Annotated in this window: 21 protein-coding genes and 3 pseudogenes; 8 read left to right on the top strand and 16 right to left on the bottom strand. The window is 52.9% G+C overall.

All coding sequences use genetic code 11. The features are described 5' to 3' along the window. Window positions 1–188 precede the first annotated feature (188 nt). The 7 genes and pseudogenes from AC1MEE_RS09025 to AC1MEE_RS08995 all read left to right on the top strand — a co-directional run bounded on the left by AC1MEE_RS09025 (window position 189) and on the right by AC1MEE_RS08995 (window position 3246). Entirely contained in the window at window positions 189–470 is a 282-nt protein-coding gene (locus AC1MEE_RS09025) for a transposase (RefSeq protein WP_480414996.1), read from the top strand. A 92-nt stretch (window positions 471–562) separates the two neighbouring features. Then, window positions 563–724 (top strand): IS66 family insertion sequence element accessory protein TnpB, encoded by a 162-nt coding sequence (gene tnpB / locus AC1MEE_RS09020; RefSeq protein ID WP_480414995.1) that lies wholly within the window; start codon window positions 563–565, stop codon window positions 722–724. Further along, window positions 663–914 (top strand): IS66 family insertion sequence element accessory protein TnpB, encoded by a 252-nt coding sequence (gene tnpB / locus AC1MEE_RS09015; RefSeq protein WP_480414994.1) that lies wholly within the window; start codon window positions 663–665, stop codon window positions 912–914. Before tnpB (AC1MEE_RS09020) ends, tnpB (AC1MEE_RS09015) begins: the two co-directional genes overlap by 62 nt. A 37-nt stretch (window positions 915–951) precedes the next feature. Continuing rightward, window positions 952–1095, top strand: a complete 144-nt coding sequence (locus AC1MEE_RS09010; RefSeq protein WP_480416396.1) for a hypothetical protein — start codon at window positions 952–954, stop codon at window positions 1093–1095. A gap of 168 nt (window positions 1096–1263) precedes the next feature. Next, window positions 1264–1503, top strand: coding sequence for a hypothetical protein (locus tag AC1MEE_RS09005; protein WP_480414992.1), 240 nt, complete (start codon window positions 1264–1266; stop codon window positions 1501–1503). A gap of 267 nt (window positions 1504–1770) precedes the next feature. Beyond that, a pseudogene (locus AC1MEE_RS09000) lies at window positions 1771–1984 on the top strand (hypothetical protein). A gap of 425 nt (window positions 1985–2409) precedes the next feature. Beyond that, the gene (locus tag AC1MEE_RS08995) at window positions 2410–3246 is read left to right on the top strand and encodes a PhzF family phenazine biosynthesis protein (protein ID WP_480414991.1); all 837 of its coding nucleotides are present in this window, start codon (window positions 2410–2412) and stop codon (window positions 3244–3246) included. Between the two features lie 297 nt (window positions 3247–3543). On the opposite strand, the gene AC1MEE_RS08990 is transcribed toward AC1MEE_RS08995, so the two are convergent. The 14 genes and pseudogenes from AC1MEE_RS08990 to thrC all read right to left on the bottom strand — a co-directional run bounded on the left by AC1MEE_RS08990 (window position 3544) and on the right by thrC (window position 17489). Further along, on the bottom strand, window positions 3544–4329 hold the full coding sequence (locus tag AC1MEE_RS08990; RefSeq protein ID WP_480416188.1) for a methyl-accepting chemotaxis protein: 786 nt from the start codon (window positions 4327–4329) through the stop codon (window positions 3544–3546). 72 nt (window positions 4330–4401) lie between these two features. Beyond that, window positions 4402–5289 (bottom strand): annotated as a pseudogene (locus AC1MEE_RS08985) (HAMP domain-containing protein); the annotation flags it as partial. A 299-nt stretch (window positions 5290–5588) separates the two neighbouring features. After that, window positions 5589–6086: pseudogene (locus AC1MEE_RS08980) on the bottom strand (Lrp/AsnC family transcriptional regulator). A gap of 12 nt (window positions 6087–6098) precedes the next feature. Continuing rightward, window positions 6099–6860, bottom strand: a complete 762-nt coding sequence (locus AC1MEE_RS08975; RefSeq protein ID WP_480414990.1) for an ABC transporter ATP-binding protein — start codon at window positions 6858–6860, stop codon at window positions 6099–6101. A 103-nt stretch (window positions 6861–6963) separates the two neighbouring features. Further along, window positions 6964–7674: an ABC transporter permease gene (locus tag AC1MEE_RS08970; RefSeq protein WP_480414989.1), complete on the bottom strand. Its 711-nt coding sequence runs from the start codon at window positions 7672–7674 to the stop codon at window positions 6964–6966. Further along, window positions 7671–8399 carry an ABC transporter permease gene (locus AC1MEE_RS08965; RefSeq protein ID WP_480414988.1) on the bottom strand — a complete coding sequence of 243 codons (729 nt, stop codon included), beginning with the start codon at window positions 8397–8399 and terminating at the stop codon, window positions 7671–7673. The genes AC1MEE_RS08970 and AC1MEE_RS08965 overlap by 4 nt, the downstream gene beginning before the upstream one ends. 57 nt (window positions 8400–8456) lie before the next feature. Beyond that, on the bottom strand, window positions 8457–9239 hold the full coding sequence (locus tag AC1MEE_RS08960) for a transporter substrate-binding domain-containing protein (protein ID WP_480414987.1): 783 nt from the start codon (window positions 9237–9239) through the stop codon (window positions 8457–8459). Window positions 9240–9672: 433 nt separating this feature from the next. Then, complete coding sequence (locus AC1MEE_RS08955; protein WP_480414985.1) at window positions 9673–10866, bottom strand: MFS transporter; 1194 nt, start codon at window positions 10864–10866, stop codon at window positions 9673–9675. Between the two features lie 265 nt (window positions 10867–11131). Then, on the bottom strand, window positions 11132–11449 hold the full coding sequence (locus AC1MEE_RS08950; protein WP_480414984.1) for a DMT family transporter: 318 nt from the start codon (window positions 11447–11449) through the stop codon (window positions 11132–11134). A gap of 231 nt (window positions 11450–11680) precedes the next feature. After that, on the bottom strand, window positions 11681–12883 hold the full coding sequence (locus AC1MEE_RS08945) for a trans-sulfuration enzyme family protein (protein WP_480414982.1): 1203 nt from the start codon (window positions 12881–12883) through the stop codon (window positions 11681–11683). A 155-nt stretch (window positions 12884–13038) separates the two neighbouring features. Continuing rightward, a complete protein-coding gene (locus tag AC1MEE_RS08940; protein ID WP_480414981.1) occupies window positions 13039–14451 on the bottom strand; it encodes an aldehyde dehydrogenase family protein in 1413 nt (470 codons plus the stop codon). A gap of 2 nt (window positions 14452–14453) precedes the next feature. Then, window positions 14454–15503, bottom strand: coding sequence for a homoserine dehydrogenase (locus AC1MEE_RS08935; RefSeq protein WP_480414979.1), 1050 nt, complete (start codon window positions 15501–15503; stop codon window positions 14454–14456). A gap of 130 nt (window positions 15504–15633) precedes the next feature. Further along, entirely contained in the window at window positions 15634–16071 is a 438-nt protein-coding gene (locus AC1MEE_RS08930) for an Lrp/AsnC family transcriptional regulator (protein WP_480414977.1), read from the bottom strand. A 14-nt stretch (window positions 16072–16085) separates the two neighbouring features. Further along, on the bottom strand, window positions 16086–17489 hold the full coding sequence (gene thrC / locus AC1MEE_RS08925; protein WP_480414976.1) for a threonine synthase: 1404 nt from the start codon (window positions 17487–17489) through the stop codon (window positions 16086–16088). A 401-nt stretch (window positions 17490–17890) separates the two neighbouring features. Here thrC and AC1MEE_RS08920 point away from each other — a divergent pair, with 401 nt between their 5' ends. Next, window positions 17891–18373, top strand: a complete 483-nt coding sequence (locus AC1MEE_RS08920) for a DinB family protein (RefSeq protein ID WP_480414974.1) — start codon at window positions 17891–17893, stop codon at window positions 18371–18373. Between the two features lie 46 nt (window positions 18374–18419). On the opposite strand, the gene AC1MEE_RS08915 is transcribed toward AC1MEE_RS08920, so the two are convergent. Together AC1MEE_RS08915 and AC1MEE_RS08910 are read right to left on the bottom strand one after the other, a co-directional pair. Next, complete coding sequence (locus tag AC1MEE_RS08915; protein ID WP_480414972.1) at window positions 18420–19535, bottom strand: MFS transporter; 1116 nt, start codon at window positions 19533–19535, stop codon at window positions 18420–18422. A gap of 267 nt (window positions 19536–19802) precedes the next feature. Beyond that, window positions 19803–20696 (bottom strand): dihydrodipicolinate synthase family protein, encoded by an 894-nt coding sequence (locus tag AC1MEE_RS08910; protein WP_480414971.1) that lies wholly within the window; start codon window positions 20694–20696, stop codon window positions 19803–19805. Window positions 20697–20862: the final 166 nt, after the last annotated feature.

Raw genomic sequence — 20862 nt, 5'->3', positions numbered from 1 at the left:
CAGCACAGGAATCTCCTGAGCTGTCTCCTCACTGATGCCTTGCTTAAGGACGAGTCGAACTCGTGCATCCCGCAAACCAACTTCAGGATAGGTGCCGAGAGAGATAGTAACCGTCCGGCCAGTACCCACTCCTGAGAGCCTCCAAAATTAGCAAAAATAGTGTCCATCATTTTTTAGTGGACGCTATCTTGGATATCATTGCCCCAGCCCGTCGACCCGGTCGCCGCCCCAACTTCCCGCCAGAGTTCAAACGCAAAGTTGTCGAAGCCACGTTCCAGTCTGGCGCCTCCGTGTCGTTGATCGCTCGCGAACATGACGTCAATGCCAACCTGGTCTTTCGCTGGCGGCAGCAATATCAAGAGGGCTTGTTCGGCCCGGTCAGCCAGAGTGCAACGCTTTTGCCTGTTCAGGTAATCGAGGCGCCAATAGATTTACCGCAAGTCATTCAGTCAGCGCCAGAGTGTCATTAAGTGATCGTTGTTGAGGCGGGAAAAGCCAAGCTGCGCATCACTGGCACGCCTGACCCGCAGACCCTGCAACTCATCTTGCAGCAGTTATTGCGATGATTGCTCCACCCGCTGGAACCCGCATCTGGATCGCCGCCGGTGTCACGGACATGCGCCGTGGCTTCGACGGTTTAGCTGCACTGGTGCAGACTCAGCTTGAAGCCGATCCGTTCTCCGGTCAGATTTTCGCCTTTCGCCTTTCGCGGACGGCGCGGTGACCGGATCAAATTGCTGTGGTGGGACGGCGACGGGTTGTGCCTGTTTTGCAAACGGCTGGAACAAGGGCGCTTCGTCTGGCCGCAAGCAACCAGCGGCAGCGTGTCGCTGACGGCTGCACAGTTGTCGATGCTGTTGGAAGGCATTGATTGGCGCAGGCCAATTCGTGCAGCACCCGTCCTCGCGGTCTGACTTGCCACGCTGAAAAAATCCCAAGTAACATTCGGTCATGACTCTCGCGACCGACTCCCTGCCTAACGATCTTCAAGCCTTGAAGGCTCTGGTCTCTGCCCAGCGGGCAGAGATTGAGCGCTTGAAAATGATGATCGCCAAGCTGCGTCGGTCGACCTGCTGGGTATCGTGGTTCGATTGAGCGATGCCGGTATTGAGGATTAGGCAAAAAAGATTTTAGAGATGGTCCGGGGCCTCAACGACGCCGAAGACGCGATACGGGCGTATGCGAAAGAGATCGATATTGGCATCGTCGTCAGGGCCGGCATCCAATAGCAATCTGTGCGAAGGAGATTTATAGGAGTAAATCATGGAATTGAGCAAACCAGAACTAGACATGAAGCGCGACCTACAGGGTGTCGCCTCCGATCTGAAGTGGTCAGCCGTCGAGCTGATGCGGATCGCTGAGCGCCTTAACCTAGCCGGGAATGGGTCGGACGCTCAGGCTGTGTTTCGCATGTGCGTGATATTCATTGCAGGCGAGGAGAAGCTGAATGGGTATGCGGATGAGGTGAAGGCTGGAAGGGTTGTTCGGGGGAAGGCCGATTAGATGGCGTGGCGCACGGATTCGGAGGGATGGCGCACCGAGCTCCGTGGAAATTCTCAGTTCCGGGCAAGTTTGAGCAGATGAAAATCTGAAGCCTGGCCCAGCGCCGGGCCTTTCGTATCTACGACATCCTTTTCACGAATTACTCACAGAATTTAGCTCAGATTGAGCGGGCCAAAAGGACTTGGCACCATCGGCACAGAGCCCGCCCACACGCGGGCTTTTTGTTGTTTGCTGCTACGCTTTCCTCTTTCAATGGAGGATTAACCGATGGCAGACAAAGATCTTCTCCCTTCCCTGCTCTTCAAGCTCAACGAAAATCAGATCGCCCTAGAGGCTGCCATCATGGAGTGTTGTGCTGTGGGTTGAGCAGCGCGGATCGACAGATGTCGGCGGGAGCGTACGCGGGGCACTGAGCACCATCGAGGACAACCTGGAGTTTGTGACGCTCGGCATCTCGTTGCTTATGGGTCCGGAACGATAGGCACCTTGCTAAACGATCATCTCGACCTGCCCGCCTGTACCCCATTCAGTTATGCATTAGACATCCCTGGCTCGCGCTACTCCCTGCCCAATGTCACGCCCAGTCACCACAGCATCTCGGGATAACCTTCCGTCTGCGAAGAATCGAGCACCCCGCTTGCAGCGGTGCTCTTTTGCAAAAAAAAAGCGAGACACCCAAATTTCGCGCAATGCTGCCTCACCAAAGCGGCTGCCGGCACCGTTCCCTTTTGAGGGAGGTACTCACGCACCTACCGATGCAGCGAGCAAGCAAGATTGCCGAGTTGCTGCCGCAAAACTGGACGGCATCACGCAGTGCCTAATTCCTGATCAATTAAGTATGTGGACACGATCCTGCGATCTACTTAGGGTTACCTTTCCAATGGCAGCCCGACCTACGAGAGCTTTATGCCCAATACACTTAATTTTCACCAGGTCGATGTATTCGCTAGTAAGCCCCTGGAAGGCAATGCCCTCGCAGTCGTAAGCGACGCTGATGAACTGACCACCGAACAAATGGCCGCGTTCGCACGTTGGACAAACCTTAGCGAGACTACATTCCTGATGCGGCCCACCCGTCCTGAGGCGGATTATCGGGTACGCATCTTCACACCAACGCGTGAACTACCTTTCGCTGGTCACCCTACCTTGGGCAGCTGTTATGTGTGGCTAGAGAATAATGGTCTCCCGCCTGGCAAAGAAGTCATTCAGGAGTGCGGTGCGGGTTTAGTTCGCATTCGATGCGACGATTCTCGCCTGGCTTTTGCCGCGCCGCCCTTGCTACGCGGAGGCGCGGTTGAAGACGAAGTTTTACAACGCATCATCTCTGGGTTGGGCGTTCAGCCTGACCGCGTATTCGCGAGCCAGTGGGCAGATAATGGCCCTGGCTGGGTTGCCGTAATGCTGCGATCGCGTGAAGAAGTATTGGCGATACATCCAGACTATGCAGCGCTGGGCGGGCTAAGTGTAGGCGTCATTGCACCCTGGACCGGGCCAGATGCAAAAGCAGATATCGAAGTGCGGGCCTTCATTGGCAACAGGTCCGCGGAAGATCCTGTTACTGGCAGTCTCAATGCCAGCCTTGCCCAATGGCTAATTCCTGCCGGCCTGATGCCTAAACGGTACGTCGCCCGTCAAGGTACTGCTTTAGGACGTCGCGGACGAATTGAGGTGGAACAAATTGGCGAGAGCATCTGGGTTGGTGGTGAAGTGCAAAAATGCATTACCGGTCGAGTTTCTTTTTAACGGATGATTAAAAATTCGGTTTGGGACCACTTCTGGCCATACGATTGACAGCTCCAGTCACCGGCTCGCCGGCTGCACTACTTAGCGGGAAACCAACGGCGGCAATCAGACGATGATGAGCCGGATCCAAGCTGTTCGGCTCCATGTGTCTCCAGTGTCGATAACTGGCGGCTCAAACTGGGCTGAGAAATCTGCAAATAGTCAGCGGCATAAACTCGCTCGGTTACGTGAATGTGTCTGATTTTCCTATTGCATCTGACAAGAGCGCCAAATGACGCATCTTTCGATGCCCTCACCTCAAGTACGGAAGCTGTCCACCAGATGCTTAAGTCGACTGGCCTGTTGTTCGAGGTCGGCACAGGCGCGCAAGGTAGCCTGGACGTTCTCCACGCCTGTCTGGTTGAGGGATTTGATCTCGGTGATGTCCATATTCAGCGAGTCGATTACGGTTGTCTGCTCTTCGGTGGCAGTAGCCACTGACTGGTTTATGCCATCGATTTCGCCGATACGCTGGGTGACACTGCCGAGCCGTTCGCCAGCCTGGTTGGCGATAATCACACCATCCGTACTGTAGCGCTCGCTCTCGCTCATGGTCAGAACCGCCTCGCGGGCGCCGACCTGAAGCTCCTCGATCATCGCATGGATTTCCTGCGCTGATGTCTGAGTGCGGTATGCGAGGCTGCGTACTTCATCCGCTACCACGGCAAAGCCGCGACCGGCCTCACCGGCCCGCGCCGCCTCAATAGCTGCGTTCAGCGCCAGCAGGTTGGTCTGTTCAGAGATACCCTTGATCACTTCAAGGATCCGGCCGATGTTCACCGTCTTGCCGTTCAGCGTCTCAATGTTGCTGCAGGACGCACGAATTTTCCCAGACAGCTCGTTCATGGCATTGATCGTCTGAGCCACCACCTGGCGGCCGCCCTCAGCTTGAAGGCGCGCATCGGACGCCTGAAGGGAGGCGTCGCCGGCATTGCGGGCGATTTCCTGAGCGGCAGCACCCAACTCGTTGATCGCTGCCGCGATGCTGCTGGTTCTGTTGGCCTGTTCGTCGGAGTTTGCGATGGATGAGCTGGAGGAAAGCATCACCCGCTTTGCCACTTCATTGACTTGTTCGGTCGCTGAAGACACCTCACATATTGAGTGATGGATACGCTCCACGAAGAGATTGAAGTCCCGGGCCAATTCACCAAACTCGTCCTGCGAATGCATGTCCAAGCGTCGGGTCAGATCGCCCTCCCCCTGGGCGATGTCGCGCATGGCTTTCCCCATTAACCGTAGAGGGTGCATCAGTACGCGGATTAGCATGCCCAGTAGAAGAAGCGTGATTAGCACAGCAATCAGAGTGGCAAAAATGGCAGAAGCGCGAAAATCACCTAACGCCTCGTAGGCTTTTTTCTTGTCAATGGACAGGCCGATATACCAGTTCACCGATGGCAGGCCGTTGACCGGAGAAAACATCAGAATACTCGGCACACCGGCCTGTTCGGTCTCGCTAAAACGGGTGCTGATGGTGGGAGTGTTCTGCGGGTAGATATCGCTAAGATTCTTCATCACCAGATCTTTATCCGGGTGGGCGAGTATCTTGCCATCGGCACTGACCAAGAAGGCATAACCGATACCCCCAAGGTCGAGTGAGCTGACAATTTTCGCCAATGTATCCAGAGTCAGATCGCCACCGACCACGCCGAGCGGTTGGTTTTCATGGCGAATCGGGGTAGCGATGGTCATCATTAGTTGGCCGGTGGATGCATCCAGATATGGCTCAGTCAGCGTGGTACCACCAGCAGCCAGGGCATCCTTGTACCAAGGCCGTGTACGTGGGTCATAGTCGGCGGGCAATTCGTCTTTTGGACGCATGGCAAAACTGCCATCAGCACCGCCAAGATAGGTGAAGGTAAAAGTTGAAAGCACAGACTTCTGTTCCAGCAGGCGCACCACACTGTCCGGTGCATTGTCGTTGGCAATTGTCTGAGCAATGCTGTCTACCAGCAGAACACGTCCAGACAGCCAGGCCTGGACGCTGCTTGCCGTGATCTTGCTCATTTCCTCAAGGTGGCGTTCCAGATTGGTACGTATAGCGTTGCGCTGAAAATAATCGTTGTAGAGGGTAAACAATGAAAACGCTGTAATGACCACGAGCGATGCGGTGAACAGCACTTTGTGGCTGAACTTTAGGTTGAGCGTCATTGGCAAGTTATCCGAGAGTCAGAAATTGTTGTTATTTTCTCAGCTGAATGCTAATCGATGAAATTCAGGCCTTTATCGGCTCATCTCATAGAGCTAAGTTCATTACCCTCACTCCGAGTGGTCCTGTTTTTTTGCTCCGCCCCCCTTTTTGACAGCTAGTCGTAGTGTATGGATGAGTGTTTAACTACATCCAGCTCAAGGTAGGCAACCAACTTGTTGATATATAGTTCATCATTCTCCAACCAAGTTTACGTGAGCGCGCGGTAATGCTCCATGTCCTTGCAGCGCATGCGCAGGCTATAGTCGAATGGGCCGCTGATACATTGGCATTCGAGCACTTGCGGACAGATGCTGATGCTCGCTTCAAAGGCTTTTTGTACGGTGCGCCCGCTCTGATTGGATAAGGTGACCAACACCAGTAGCGACAATCCCGGTGAGACCTTTTTCACATCAATGAACGCGCCATAGCCGCGAATCACGCCTAGCTTTTCCAGCTTGCGTATACGCTGCTAGCAAGGCCTTACCGTTAGGTGCACCAGCGACGCAAGTTTCGCATAAGTGATCCGCCCGTTATGACGCAATATATCAATGATCGCTGTGTCGATACGCTCCAATGGCGGCGAAGCATTGGGCTTGTTTCCCTTCGCATCCATTGTCAGTTTTTCTCACTTCAGCCCATTAGACAGGAATTGTTGAAGGCGTTCGCTGTGTGGGTTTTCCAGAATTTCTGCCCCGCCCTGCTCCTCGACTCGACCTTGATGTAAAAACAGTATCTGGCTGGAAACCTGTCGCGCAAAACCCATTTCGTGCGTGACCATCAGCATGGTGCGCCCCTCCTCAGTCAGCTTTTGTATGACTTTGAGGACTTCCCCTACAAGCTCCGGATCAAGTGCCGAAGTGGGTTCGTCGAACAGGAGGATCTCCGGCTCCATGGCCAGTGCACGGGCAATCGCCACCCGCTGTTGCTGGCCGCCGGAAAGGAACGCCGGGTATTGATCCGCCACACGGGCCGGCAGGCCGACCTTGTCCAGATAACGTCGGGCGCGATCTTCTGCGTCCTTCTTGCCAACACCCAGCACCCGGCGCGGGGCCAGGGTGATGTTTTCCAGCACGGTCATGTGTCCCCACAGGTTGAAGTGCTGGAACACCATGGCCAGACGGGTGCGCAATCGTTGCAGTTCGGCGTCGTCGGCCACGCGCATACCATGGTGGTCTTTGACCATGCGAATCTGCTTGCCGTCCAGGCTCATGGCACCGTCGTTGGGTGTTTCGAGAAAGTTGATGCAGCGCAGGAAGGTACTTTTGCCCGAGCCGCTGGCACCGATCAGACTGATCACATCACCGGTTTTGGCCTTCAGAGAAACGCCCTTGAGCACTTCGTGGCTATCGTAACTCTTATGTAGTTCTTCAACAGTCAATTTGTACATGTGCGCAATCATCCTCTAAGGGAAAATGGGTCGCCGCTGCGTAGACGTCGCAACCGGCGACAAAGCCCGTGGCCTGATGAGCGGCCATATGGAGCGCTAAGTCCTAATGAGCCGGGCCAAGAAAAGCCAGCCAGCGACGTTCGGCGATGCGGAACAGACCGACCAGCGCAAAGGTGACCATCAGATAGATCAGCGCGGTAATACCAAACGATTGAAAGGTCAAAAAGGTCGCCGAGTTGGCGTCACGAGCGACTTTCAGGATGTCCGGGACGGTTGCGGTGAAGGCTACCGTGGTCGAATGCAGCATCAGGATCACTTCGTTGCTGTAGTACGGCAACGAGCGGCGCAGCGCCGACGGCATGATCACGTAGGCATAGAGCTTCCAGCCCGTTAGGCCGTAGGCCTTGGCGGCTTCGACTTCGCCGTGGGCCATGCTGCGAATCGCTCCGGCGAAAATCTCCGTGGTGTAGGCGCAGGTGTTCAAGGCAAACGCGAGGATGGTGCAGTTCATCGCATCGCGAAAGAACGCATCTAGCACCGGTTGTGCACGGACCGCAGCCAGGCTGTAGATCCCGGTGTAGCAGATCAGCAACTGGATATAGAGCGGCGTACCGCGAAATAGGTAGGTGTAGAACTGTACCGGCCAGCGCACGCAACACTTGGATGAAACCCGGGCAATGGACAGCGGGATCGACACCAGAAAACCAATGATGATCGAGGCACTGAGCAACCACAGGGTCATGGCCAGGCCGGTGATGTGGTAGCCGTCGCTATAGAGGAAAGGCTTCCAGTAATCCTGCAAGAGTTCAATCATCGTACAGCCTCCCGGGAACCTGCCGCGTAATGCCGTTCGAGCCAGCGCAGGACATAGTTCGAAGCGCTGGTAATCACCAAATAGATCAGCGCCGCCAACACCAGAAAATAGAACAGTTGATAGGTGCTTTTACCGGCGTCCTGAGCGGCCTTTACCAAGTCCGCCAGGCCGATGATCGATACCAACGCGGTGGCCTTGAGGATCACCATCCAGTTATTTCCGATGCCCGGCAGAGCGAAGCGCATCATTTGCGGGAAGACCACGTAACGAAAACGCTGAGCGCGGCTCAAGCCATAGGCAGTGGCCGCTTCCATCTGCCCACGGGGCACAGCGAGCATCGCCCCGCGAAAGGTCTCGGTGAAATAGGCACCGTAGATAAAGCCCAAGGTGATGATCCCGGCAGCGAACGGATCGATCTCAATGTATTCCCAATCCAGCGCCACGGTGATAACGGTCAGCCCGGTTTGCAGGCTGTAGAAGATCAGCAGCATCAGCACCAGGTCCGGCACCCCGCGAATCATTGTGGTGTAGATCTGAGCCGGGATCCGCAGCAGCTTGACGCTGGAGAGTTTGGCACTGGCGCCGATCAGGCCGAGCAGGACACTCAACAACAGCGACAGTATCGATAACTTGACGGTCATCCAAGTGCCTTCCAGCAACAGAGGACCGAACCCTTTCAAGCTGTACGTGGAGAGCCCGATTGTCTGTAACAGTATTTCAAACATGATTCAGGGACCTATAGCGATAAAAAAGCGCCCACCCTGAAAGCGGGCGCCAGGGCGTTATTTGCCGCTGTAGAGATTCAGATCACCGAAGTATTTCTTCTGGATCGAATCGTAGGTGCCATCTTTGTGTAACGCCTGGATGCCTTTATCCAAAAAGACCTTGAGGTCCTTGTTGCCCTTGGAGATACCGATAGCTGTTTTGGCTGGCAGCAACTCGCTGTCGACTGGCTGGCTGACTTCGTAATCGGCGCCTTGTGGCAAATTCAAAAAGCCCAGTTTGGCTTGCAGCATGTCCTGGATCGCTGCGTCGAGACGGCCGGAAGTCAGGTCGTAATACACTTGATCCTGGTTCTGATAGGCCTGGGTTTTCACGCCTGCCTTGTCCAGAACTGCTTTGGCGTAGGCTTCCTGGATGCTTCCTTGCAAGTAGCCTACGGTCTTGCCCTTCAGCAAAGTGACCTCTTCGCTCAGGCCAGAACCTTTCTTGAACACGTAAGAGGTTGGACCGGAGAACAGCTCCGCCGAAAAATCGATGACTTTCTCGCGGGCTGGGGTCACCGTCATAGAAGAGAGCACGCCGTCGAACTTGTTGGCCTTCAGGCCCGGAATCGTGCCGTCGAAATCGCTCTCGACCCATGTGCACTGGACCTTCAGCTCGGCACAGATTGCGTTGCCCAGGTCGATATCAAACCCCGTAAGGCTGCCGTCAGCCGCTTTGGACTCGAACGGTGCATAAGAGGCATCAACGCCAAACCGCAGTTCTTTGTATTCCTTGGCCAGCGCGACATTCGCGCACAGTGGGAAAAGTACGAATATGGAGAGCTTTCGAAGCGAAATCATATGAGAATCCCTAGATATTGTAGTTTGATTTAAGGGCAGTTAACGATTTAACAGCTTTGACCGTAGTATGTTTGGCAACTCTTTTAGCCAGTGACACGACGGCCACATTTTTATTAGTAATTCACCCATTCACGGGCAGCTGGCAGGCACTGTTTTAATTTTCAGTGCCGACTATTGTGTCCTATTTTTATTTAGTCACGACAAGCGCCTCGCGCTCATGTTTGGGTACTGAAATACTACGCCAATGCGGGGCCAGCCCAAATATGGCAAACCGATCAATGTTGCGAGCAAAACGCTCGCCACAGAGAGCATTTTGCTTGACTGGAAATTATTTTGTGATGTCTTTATTAACGGTTCAAGGGTCCTGGTGGCGTCATTGGATAGTGCAATGTACTCATCATCAGCAAGCCCCGGCCCCGTGATGTGTTTTTACTTACGCCTTCACTGATCGTGATATCGAAGATCCCACGCGATAGAAAAATCCGCCGACCACAATACACACACCCAGCATCACGAACATCGAAACTGGCGGTAGGCTCGACAAGACCCAGCCACACAGTACAGGCCCTAATGCGCCCCCGAGATTAGAAAGATTTTGGGCACCGTAATATATCCCTCGTAGAGCCAATGGCGAAATGCGGTCAATGAACATGTATTCCACAGGAAAGATGATGATCTCACCCAGCGTGAATACGGCCATCGCCAGTGCCCAATGCACGACCGCATTGGACATCGAAAAGCCGACGACTCCGACCAAAAAAAGAACCAGCCCAATAATGAGCCATGTATCGAGGTGCTGCTCCTCAATACGTCGACCAATCACGTACTGCAGAACCACTACCACAGTGGCATTGACCGCTAACACGGTACTGATAACTTCATAGGCAAAACCTGGGGTTTGGGTCGCGACTAAATACTGCGAGAGGTAGGCCGTAAACTGGCCGAGCACCACGGAACAAAGGACTCCACCCAGCGTAAAATAAACCAAACGACGATCATCCAGAAGCACTTTAACCACCGAAAAAAATGAGGCGGGTGTGCTTTCGGGTATGCTCCAACCCGCTGTTCGATCACCGTAGCGCCAGTAAATCAAGAAAAAACAAATACCTAACATAGCGGATGTAACAAAAGGAATTTTGAGTTCCAACTGTGCCAACCATGCCCCCGCAAATGGACCCACGGCATGGCTGATATTCGTTATCGTGTAGCGAATGGAAAATGCACGTGTTTGTTCCTGCGCAGGTAATATTCTGCCAAAAGCCGCCTTCATCGCGACATCGATCACCGAGTAGGCAAAGTTGAAAGCCACAAGAAAGATAAAAAATATGGCTATCGTGTCAGTGAGGCACATGCCAATAAAGCCCGCAATGAAAAATGCGGTATAGCTGAGAATGAGCTTGAAACCTGATAAATGATCGGTCAAGTAGCCGCCATATAGGCTTAACAGTGACCCAAGAAAGATGGCCCCTCCGACCATCAGCCCGATGTCTCCGACCCTCAACTTAAAAGCCGACGATAGATAAATAACCAGGAAGGGTAATGAGATCGCGCGTCCCAAAGACAGAAGGAAGGAACCGAGAAACAGATGTTTTACCGACAACGGATATTGCTTAAGCGCCGCGAGCATTTAAATTACTCAAAGGAAGTTTTTTTGAATAATCTTATACCGCACATGCATAAGACCACCCTCATTCATGCCCTTGATAACATACTCCCGCGACCAACTTTTATCTAGCTGATTCACGCTTGACCTAGAGAAAACCAGCGATATTTCTGCCCCTTGAGACACCGAGAGTCGGTTTACGCTTAGGAGGGGCGATCAGCAAGAACGTCGCCTTTTCAACGGCTGATCATATGCTGGAAATACGAAATTCAATCGGCCACGAAGAACCTTAAGCTGAAGCCAGCTTCATCATCACAAGACCGCTGATGATTAAAACAGCAGCGACAACACGCATAAGGCTGGCTGGCTCGCCCAACAGCATTATACCGACGGCAAACGCACCGACTGCACCAATGCCCGTCCAGATTGTATAGGCCGTGCCAAGCGGCAGGCTTTTCATCGAAAACGACAGAAGGGCAAAGCTGGCTATTACCATCACCAAGGTAACGATAGTAGGTCCTAGCTTCGTCATGCCTTCAGATTGTTTCATCGAAAAAGCCCAAACAACCTCAAGTAATCCCGCAAAAATCAAACACACCCAAGCCATGTATGGCCCTCCAATGACAAAGTCCAGCGCAGCCCGGACGGATTTAGCATTTAGCGCGTTGACCCCCCCTCTTGTGCGGATCAGATGATGTGAACCCATCAACTTCTAAAAAAAGCCCCCTGGTACGGGGGGGCAAAAGAGGGTTAACCGTAAAGACCCATGTTTCAGCGATGCGTCACACCTCAAACTGAAGCCCGCAGCTTGAGGGGTGCCTCAGCATGGGCGCTCAAATCAGTTGAATGTCTCGTCCAAGGCGATGGAAATATCTTTGATCAAGTCATCCGGATCCTCGAGCCCAACCGAAAACCGAAGGTGGCCGTAGGTGCGGAACTCTTCAGGGTACTTGTCAAAGCCGCCTCGACCTTCTGCCCCCACATGAACGATCAGAGATTCATCATGCCCTAGCGATACCGCAGACGTGATGATCCGCAGATTCGAAACAAACCGATTCTGGGTATCTGGATCGCCTTTGACAGCAAATGCCATCATGGCTCCGTAGCCGCGGCCCGCGAACTGCCGACGGGCTAACTCATGCTGTGGATGGGATGGCAGCCCAGGATAGTACACGTAGGCAATACGTTCATCGGACGCGAGAAATGCAGCCAGTTTTTCGGCTGAACTCAGATGCTGCTTCAATCGCAGAGGCAACGTGACAGAGCCACGCATGATCATCCAGGCGTTGAACGGAGAGATGATCGCACCGAGATCAACAAGAGCGTCATGCTTGATTTTAGTGATCAGCTCGGTGGAACCGATAACCACCCCGCCCATAGAGTCTCCGTGACCGTTGATGTATTTGGTCAGGGAGTGGACGACCAGGTCTGCGCCATGCTTGATGGCCTGGAAAAATGGAGGGGGGGTAAAGGTTGCATCAATGGAAGCCAGTGCCCCATGCGCATGAGCGATCTCAACGATCGCGGCGATATCGGCCACTTTTGTCGTCGGGTTTGCAATGGTCTCGGTATGGATCAATTTGGTATTAGGCCGGATCGCTTGCCGAACCGCCTCCAAATCACCCATATCGACAAATGAGGCTTCAATGCCATAACGCTCCGGAAGAAGCTCAGCAAAGAGACGCCAGACGGCCTCGTAGGTGACATCGCTGACAAGGATATGATCACCGCTTTTCAAAAAGGTGAAAAATATCGAATGGAGTGCCGCCACCCCAGTAGCAAATGCAACCGCCGCTTCACCACCTTCAAGCGCTGCAAGCTTTTTCTCCAGACACACCTGGTTATGACCCTGATTTCGTGTGTACACGAGGCCGTCTGGACTGGACCAATCCATCGTTGATGGGTCATCCGGAAGCAGATAAGAGTTGGCCATCACCAGCGGAGTACGGACCGCACCCGTAGTGGTGTCAATGACATTACCGCCATGAACAGCCAGAGTAGCCACCGATAGCGTTGCCAGATTTTTTTTGTCGGGACGCATAGCTAAATCCTCTTCAGTTACTGTGTTTTTATGTTATCAACTCTGAAGTTGAGCATGATAATTTTGACCAGGCCCTTCCAGGCAGAAGAGCCTTATCGAGGATCAGAGTTTATCCTCTGGATAACTATCTATCCCTGGTAACAGTCAAGAAACCATCAAGCAGCGCCGTTCAAGCAAATGACTTTTGGCTGCGTCATATCCTCATAAGCAAAGCGTACGCCTTCGCGGCCCATGCTTCCGTATTTGAAGCCGCCGAACGGCATCGCATCAAAACGATAGTCGGACGAGTCATTAATCATGACCCCACCCGCTTCAAGTTGCTTGGCCGCTTTCATGGCAACATTTAAATTGCTGGTAAAAATACCGGCATGCAAACTGTACTCTGGGGCATTAGCCAGCGTCAGTGCCTCATCAAGTGAATCCACACTTTGAAGAATTACGACCGGACTGAATACTTCCTCGTACCACACCTTACAGTTCTGGCTTACATTTTCCAGGACTGTCGGTGAATAAAGCGAGCCTTGGCGTACGTTGCCAATCAAGAGATTTGCCCCTTTATCAATGGCCTCATTGACCACTTCTTCGGTGCGCTTTGCTGACGTTTCAGTGATCATTGGGCCAACATCCGTTCGTTCGTCAGCCGGGTCTCCTACGACTAAAGCGCTTGTTTTCTCAACAAAGGTCTTTTTGAATTCTTCATATATCTTTGCTTCAATTAGAATTCGTTGAGTACCGATGCAGTTCTGGCCTGCGGCCCAGAACGCACCTGACACGCAAGATTCAACTGTTTCGTTCAGAGCACAGTCACCCATCACGATGACTGGGGCATTGCCGCCAAGATCCATTGCCAATTTCTTGAGGCCGGCGTTGCGAGAGATCTGCTCACCGGTAACAAAACCACCCGTGAAGGACACCATACGCACCGCACGATGGGCGACCAGCGCTTTGCCCAAGGCCGTCCCTCCAGTTGCGACGGAGACAACCTCGGTGGGCAGGCCGGCGGCATTGAGGCAACTGACCAGCTTGATGGCTGATAACGGCGCGAGTTCGGAGGGCTTGAGAACAACAGCATTGCCGCCGGCGATCGCAGGCCCCAACTTATGAGCTACCAGGTTGAGAGGGTCGTTGTACGGAGTAATCGCAACAATCACACCCAGAGGCTCACGAGTGAACCAGCCTTGGCGAGACTCGGATCCGACATAGGAGTCGAATGGGATTACTTCGCCTGCATTGCGCTTGGCTTCTTCGGCGGACAGCTTCAACGTGTTGATGCAGCGTAGAACCTCTTTCCTTGCTTGCTTAATAGTCTTCCCGGACTCTGCAACGATCAGACTGGCGAACGCATCCTTATCGCTCTCAACCAGGGCAGCCGTTTTTTCCAGGATCCGAGCACGTTCATGTCTTGGTAATCCCCTGGCTATTTGCGCACCAAGCTTCGCTGTCTCAATTATCATGGTGGCCGATGAAGCAGGGATATCGGTTACCTCACCGACCGCCGAACCGTCATAAGGGCTCAGGACTGTTATGGCTTTATAATCAGCAGCAAGCGAAAGACTCAAGCTATTCATGATCATTTACCTGTCTTGATTTTTTTCTTATGAATGCTGACGATGTCGGAGAGCAATGCAAAGGCCGTTTCATATCGACCGGCACCAGCCCCCGAAACCGTTACAGGGCCAAGAATATTGGTACTGAACGTAATCGCATTAGTGGCGCCACTCACTCCTGCCAGCGCATCGTCCAGAGGTAATAATTGAGGACTCACCGAGGCAGAAACGGAGCCATCCTTCAGCTTTTGAGCACTACCAATCAGTTTCCAGCGAGCCTTCGACTTCGCAGCCTCGGCAATATCGTCGGCAGTGATTTCCGAGATGCCTTTGCACGAGACATCACTCGGGGTCAGCTTGGCGCCGAGGAACTCGTTAGCCAGAATCACGACTTTGAGACGAACATCATGCCCTTCCACGTCTGCCGTTGGGTCAGCTTCTGCGTAACCCAGCTCTTGGGCTTTGGCGACGGCATCCGCGAAATCGAGACCCGTTTCCATGCTGGAAAGTACGAAATTCGACGTACCATTCAAGATCCCTTTGAACTCGGTGATTTCCGCGCCAGCGAGTAACTCCTGAGCCAGACGGATGACTGGGGTGCCACTCATCACTGAGCCTTCAAACTCGAAATGTGCACCGGTGCTTTCGGCCAGCTTTTTCAGACTCTCAGCATGCAGCGCCACAGGCCCTTTGTTGGTCGTGACGACGCTGATGCCTTTTTCCAGGGCCCAGCGGCAGAAGGTGGTGGCGGGCTCACCGTCCACAGGATTGGTGAAGGTTGCTTCAGCGATAATATCGGCGTCCGAGAAGCGGATCACTGTCTCATTGGCAGGTTCAGCACTCCCTGTTGGCAGAGTGCGAAAGCCGCCTTTTGTCGCAGGAACTGCAGCCAGTTCTTTGGCATTCAACCCGTTCTTGTTGATGATGGAGCCCAGGTAAAGATCACTGACACCCACAATTTTGAGCGTGAAGCCCAACTCATGAGCCCAACGCTCGTTCTTGTCTGCAATGAGTTGAGCTAAAGCACGGTTTACACCGCCAAAGCCAAGCAGAGCAATTTTATATTCAGTCACGATAAGGGCCTCATTGTTATGTTCTCGGTACCGAAATACTAAGCTGCTGCTGTGCTCATCCGAATATGGCAAACAGATCATTATTACGAGCAAAATGCTCGCACAAGAGCCATTTTGCTTTTTTAACGAGTTACTTGGTGCAAGACAAAACAAAAGACGTGACCGTATTAAGAACTCCCGGCAAAGCTGAGATATCATTCCAAACTCTATGAATACGATCCGAACTTGTTGCTTCGACTGTCAATACAATATCAAGATCTCCACTCATAACATTGCATGATATAACCTCAGGTATTGAAATAATTGAACGCACCACATCAGCACCGCGCATCCTGTCTTTACGATAAACAAAGACCAGAGCATTAATTGGCCCAGCCTCGGACGTCGGCGCTCCTTTTACTATGGTGTAGCCTTTAATATATCCATCTCGCTCTAACCGCTCAATCCTGAGTCTGACGGCATTCCTAGATAGATTTACCTTCAATGCAATGTCATTATGAGCAAGCCGTGCATTGCGAGTAAGCTCTTCTAGTATCTTTTCATCGACCTTATCTAAAACGCGCTTCATCTCTGACTCCAGGTTTATAGCGAGCGAGACATCGTGTCTTTGGATATATCCTTGATGAGCTCCATAAGGATGCCGACATCATTGGGGATTGAAATACATTCGTCATTAGATAAGGGCTGAGCACTCGCATTCCTGATTGGACACGGCACATCAGCTTCAGCAAGAGCTGAGGCAGCGGTTGCCGGATGCGTAGTCGCCAAGCAGATCATGGGGATCAGTAAGCTACGCCTGTTTACTCGAGCAGCTCGTAATCCAATCGCAGTATTAGGACTGATCAAGTATCCACTTTCAACAAATACTTCATGAATGCTACGAAACGCTTCTGCGTCCTCAACCGCAAGCGAGTCAAAAAGTTTTCGCGCTTCTAACCATTCATTTTTCTCCAATTGAATTTGGCCATCCACCTCCAGCCGCTCCATGTTCCTGGCCACTTTGTCACCGCATCTATTGAGAATGCTCCATAGCAGCCGCTCAAAATTTGAGGCTAACGACACATTCATGCAAGGAGTATTGGTACTACGAATCTCATTCCGGCTATAAAAATTGGACTGTAGGAAGTTATGCAAGCCCGCGTTGGCGTTCGTTGCTACAATCAGCTGCCTAATGGGAAGCCCCATCTCTCTAGCGATGTAACCTGCATAAAGAGCACCAAAATTTCCGGTGGGCACGCTGAAAGCAATTTCTCTTTCTGGAGCACCTAGTTGAAGCGATGAATAGAAATAGAATGTAAGATGTGCAAGTACCCTGACCCAGTTTATTGAGTTAAAGGAAATCAGTTGCTGGCCGGTTTTATTTCCACCTCTGAGGATTTTTTCGCAGAGCCGGTGACAATCCGAGTAATCACCATCAACAGAAATGTTAACGACATTCTCTTCTGCCGTGGTCAATAAGCGACGTCGATGTTCATCCGTGGTTCCTTTGGAAGGATGCAGAACAATCACTGTCACGCCTTCCATGCCATTGAAGGCTTTTATTGCTGCGGCGCCGGTGTCTCCGCCGGTGCAACCAATGACAAGTGCTTTCTTTCCAGATTTTGATAAAGAGTATTCAACTAGGCGCGACATCAATTGAAGGCCGAAGTCTTGATATACTCCCGTCGGCCCATGGAATAGTTCTAAAACCCATTCGTTGCTGGCAGTCTGGTAAAGTGGGGCAACAGCCTTACTTTTGAAACGATCAAATGTTTCCTCAAGAATTCGAGACAGCTCATCTTGAGGCATATAGTCGCCCATGAATGGCTCGATTACATGACGTGCCAGTTCGTGAAATGGCAGCCATTCAAGCTTCAGGAGATCCTCTTTTTTGAAGCGAGGAACCTTGCGGGGAACAAACAGCCCTCCATCCGGAGCATAAGCTCCCATGAGGACCTCGCTGAACTCGAATTCTTTACCAGGCGTCCGTGTGCTGACGTACTTCATGATTTAAGACACCCTCTCGCCATCTCTGAGCCTGCCATCTGTAAGGCGGTGCCCTGCTGAAATTCAGTGCTGCTGCTGTGAGCCTTTCCCGAGCAATGCTGGACCTTTATCTGAAGTGCTAAACGAGGTCATCCTCATCAGCAAATGCAGTATTGGTCGGTATCTCGCACACCGCCCGTGTCAGGCTAGTTGCCCTTAGCTCGTCTGCCCTGGCAGCTTCTGTCGCCACCCATCCAAGCTACCAGCTATTGACTAAAAAAGTCAATATAGTGACTATTCCGTTTGTCCAACTGTGCTTGGCTGTCCATCCATCGCTCCGATCCCGCGGTAAGGAGAACCCATCTGCTCTCCCGCTAGGAGGTCCAGGACAGCAAAAAATTTTAGAAATCCAGGAGTACGTCATGAGCGTCACGAACATTCTTCACTCGCTTTACAAATACAAGGCATGGTCCGAGGAGGAGCTGTTCAAGCATTTGAAAGCTCCCGCGGCAAAGGGCTTTCCAGAGGAAATGGAGAAAGCATTTTATTGGCTTGCCCATATCAACATTGTTGACCAGCTGTTCATTGCCAGGCTGCAAGGAAAGCCGGAGGAGTTTGATTCAGTCGTGACCGAACAAAGGCAAGATTTGCGTCGACTTGAAGAGGAATTTTCGAAGGCGAATCAGTGGTTTGTTAACTACACCCAATCGGTCACCGATCCAGAACTGGCCGAGCGGGTTGCGTTTACTTTCAAGGACGGGAAGCCAGGAGACATGACGAAAGAGCAAATTCTTGCTCATGTACTTTCACACGGACTGCAGCATCGAGGGAGCGTCGCGACTATCCTGCCTCACGAGATTCTGAAGGATCACAAAGACCATTTCACGACGTTTTTGAAACTCTAAGGCACTGCTTGGCACTGCCTCATGGATCGTGATGGGGCAGGGTCACCTACTGGATCGACTCAAAATCGTGGTTCAGTTTTCTTTCGCCATAAGAAAGCAGGACGCCTCCCCCTACCATGATGAGCCCTAGCATCAGCGGGATGTACACGCTGAAGCCAGTGAGTGCGCCAGCAACTGCTGTTCCAGCCGAACCAGAAGTGATTTTCATCGCGGCAACCCAGAGGAACACCTGACCTTTTCCTTTGGAGGGCGCATATTCTGTGCGAGCCGCCAGGGTGGCAGCGAAGAAGAACGCGTTCAGGGTGCCGGCAAGCCAGTACGCAGCGATTGACAACGAGAGTGATTTGCTCATCATGACCCCGCCCAAGCCTAGCAGGATGCAAAAGCCCAAGCGTGACATCAGTAGGTCAGGGCTTCCACGTAACGGTCGCACCATTACGCCGATGGATCCGGACAGATTACCTATGCCATATGCCGCGGTCATGGCAGCCGCGCTCGCTGCAGAGATGCCCAGGATCTGGGTCATATGCACTGCAGTGATAGGCAGAGATGCCATACCGAATGCCACCAGCATGGTCATGTACAGGGTGCGACGTAACCGTCCATCTCTTCCGATCAGCAGAACGGTTTGCCAAGCCCTAGGGACACTTTGCTTATCTCCCCCATGATCAGGCGAGGTATAGGGCAATAGCATGACCAGCCATGCAGCACAAAATGCTGCAGCTGCCAGGTACAGGGCGGCTTGCCCGGGAGAAAGCCAAGCAGAAACTGCAGCCACTATGGAGGGCCCAACAGTACCTCCGATGCCATAGGTTGCAACATCCCACCCTTGAGCACGTCTCTGAACGCTCTGATCCCCTCCTACGATGGCAGATAATCTGCTGCTTATTCCACCCGTTAGCAGTGGACCGCAGCAACCTGCAACAGCGAGGAGAACACCTGTGACCAGGGGATGGACATGGGTATAGCTGGTGACCGCAATTGCCAGAGCAATGGAGTAGATGACGCAAGCGGTGGATATCACTTTGCGGCCGTCATCAGCCAGGTCGATTCGCCTTGCTACAAAAGGCCCGAGCATGTGAGGGGCGGTAATGCACGCTGCTAGTAGCCCAGCCAGGCTTCCGCTGCCTCCTTGCATCGTCACCAACAAGACAATCGCCACTACAGCCCCGCCATCAGCGGTACGTGCCTGGGCTGCAGCCATCACATATCGCGCGAGCGCACTGCCAGGAGATATCCGCCTGGGGGATCGATCGATAACGACAGTGTCCTCTCTCATTGCTCCCCTCTCATGAGCTACTCGATTCGAAGCAAAGCCCTGAAGCTGGGAAGCGCACAAACTCGGCACTCCCATGTCGTCCGAGCTGCGCCATTTGCTATGGCACAGCCTGGCCACCGCGTATGCGTTAGAGGTGTTTTTCAGTTCAGTTCAGTTCAACTCGAGCTCGTCTATCACCGCGGCAATTCGCTGACGTCCTTCTCCACTTACTGTTTTGAGCGGCAACGGCAGGCTGGGGGAGTTGGTAAGTCCACGAAGCTCAGCTGCGGTTGCCACTACCCGCAAGCTACCGCCAAATTGGCTGAACAGAGCCCACAGGGGCTTCAATCGTTCGGACAGACGTGTTGCTTCTTGGGCGTCGCCTGACAGGGCCGCTTGAGTAATCGCCATTGCGGTCTTGGGGAACAAGCCTCCAATGACGGAGTACCAAGCCTCGCAACCTGCATTCAAGCCAGTAGCGGCAAACGCATCACCGCTTACCCCAATAGTTACGTGCTCCGGAATCAGCGCCCGAAGACGATCGACTCGCGCCTTGGCCTGATCTGGTGCTTCGGGAACACCTGAGATCTTGATGGAGCGCACATTAGGTAGATGGGCAATGCGTCCGTGGAGCTGATCAGTAAATTCGAAATGGGTGGTGCCAGGGTTGTCGTAGACGCACAGCGGGACGGAGATATTGGCCGTGACCGTTTCGTACAGCGAGAAAACGTCTTCAGCAGATAGCCTCTGATAGGAAACAGGCGGCAGCAACAATGCTTTGACTCCCGCCTTCTGCGCGTCTTCTGCCAGCAAAAGCACATCACGCGTGCGCAGCGACCCGATGCTGACCATGACCGGGACATCCCCCGCGGCCTCTACTGCCAGCTGCGTGACTCGAGAGCGCTCAGCACGAGAAAGATACGCATAGCTGCCTGTAGATCCGAGTGCCCCGATGGAATCCACTTTCGCAGCCACCAGTTGTTCCACAAGACGAGTAAATGCTCCTTCGTCTACACCCTGCTCATTCATTGGTGTCAAAGGAAATGCGCTAAGACCGGTAAACATAGTTCATGACTCCATTGTGTGATTCTGCAATTAGATCGTCACAGGACCGGCTGACTCCGAAGAACTGATCGCTTGAACCACTCCATGCGTTGTGCAGATTTCTTCGATTCAGCAGCAGGTTTTTTCAGGGCGGTGTGGTTGGGCGTGGTTGCCACTGCGAATGCCG

The sequence above is a fragment of the Pseudomonas sp. ASL3 genome, assembly GCF_056680425.1.
The sequence above is the reverse complement of the archived record's forward strand: the minus strand, read 5'-3'. Positions and strand labels throughout refer to the sequence as shown.

What these genes read in the sequence shown, in the direction of transcription:
- tnpB (WP_480414995.1), top strand. Translation starts at nt 563, where the DNA reads ATGATTGCTCCACCCGCTGGAACCCGCATCTGGATCGCCGCCGGTGTC.
- AC1MEE_RS09010 (WP_480416396.1), top strand. Translation starts at nt 952, where the DNA reads ATGACTCTCGCGACCGACTCCCTGCCTAACGATCTTCAAGCCTTGAAG.
- AC1MEE_RS09005 (WP_480414992.1), top strand. Translation starts at nt 1,264, where the DNA reads ATGGAATTGAGCAAACCAGAACTAGACATGAAGCGCGACCTACAGGGT.
- AC1MEE_RS08995 (WP_480414991.1), top strand. Translation starts at nt 2,410, where the DNA reads ATGCCCAATACACTTAATTTTCACCAGGTCGATGTATTCGCTAGTAAG.
- AC1MEE_RS08990 (WP_480416188.1), bottom strand. Translation starts at nt 4,329, where the DNA reads ATGCTTTCCTCCAGCTCATCCATCGCAAACTCCGACGAACAGGCCAAC.
- AC1MEE_RS08975 (WP_480414990.1), bottom strand. Translation starts at nt 6,860, where the DNA reads ATGTACAAATTGACTGTTGAAGAACTACATAAGAGTTACGATAGCCAC.
- AC1MEE_RS08970 (WP_480414989.1), bottom strand. Translation starts at nt 7,674, where the DNA reads ATGATTGAACTCTTGCAGGATTACTGGAAGCCTTTCCTCTATAGCGAC.
- AC1MEE_RS08965 (WP_480414988.1), bottom strand. Translation starts at nt 8,399, where the DNA reads ATGTTTGAAATACTGTTACAGACAATCGGGCTCTCCACGTACAGCTTG.
- AC1MEE_RS08960 (WP_480414987.1), bottom strand. Translation starts at nt 9,239, where the DNA reads ATGATTTCGCTTCGAAAGCTCTCCATATTCGTACTTTTCCCACTGTGC.
- AC1MEE_RS08955 (WP_480414985.1), bottom strand. Translation starts at nt 10,866, where the DNA reads ATGCTCGCGGCGCTTAAGCAATATCCGTTGTCGGTAAAACATCTGTTT.
- AC1MEE_RS08950 (WP_480414984.1), bottom strand. Translation starts at nt 11,449, where the DNA reads ATGGCTTGGGTGTGTTTGATTTTTGCGGGATTACTTGAGGTTGTTTGG.
- AC1MEE_RS08945 (WP_480414982.1), bottom strand. Translation starts at nt 12,883, where the DNA reads ATGCGTCCCGACAAAAAAAATCTGGCAACGCTATCGGTGGCTACTCTG.
- AC1MEE_RS08940 (WP_480414981.1), bottom strand. Translation starts at nt 14,451, where the DNA reads ATGAATAGCTTGAGTCTTTCGCTTGCTGCTGATTATAAAGCCATAACA.
- AC1MEE_RS08930 (WP_480414977.1), bottom strand. Translation starts at nt 16,071, where the DNA reads ATGAAGCGCGTTTTAGATAAGGTCGATGAAAAGATACTAGAAGAGCTT.
- thrC (WP_480414976.1), bottom strand. Translation starts at nt 17,489, where the DNA reads ATGAAGTACGTCAGCACACGGACGCCTGGTAAAGAATTCGAGTTCAGC.
- AC1MEE_RS08920 (WP_480414974.1), top strand. Translation starts at nt 17,891, where the DNA reads ATGAGCGTCACGAACATTCTTCACTCGCTTTACAAATACAAGGCATGG.
- AC1MEE_RS08910 (WP_480414971.1), bottom strand. Translation starts at nt 20,696, where the DNA reads ATGTTTACCGGTCTTAGCGCATTTCCTTTGACACCAATGAATGAGCAG.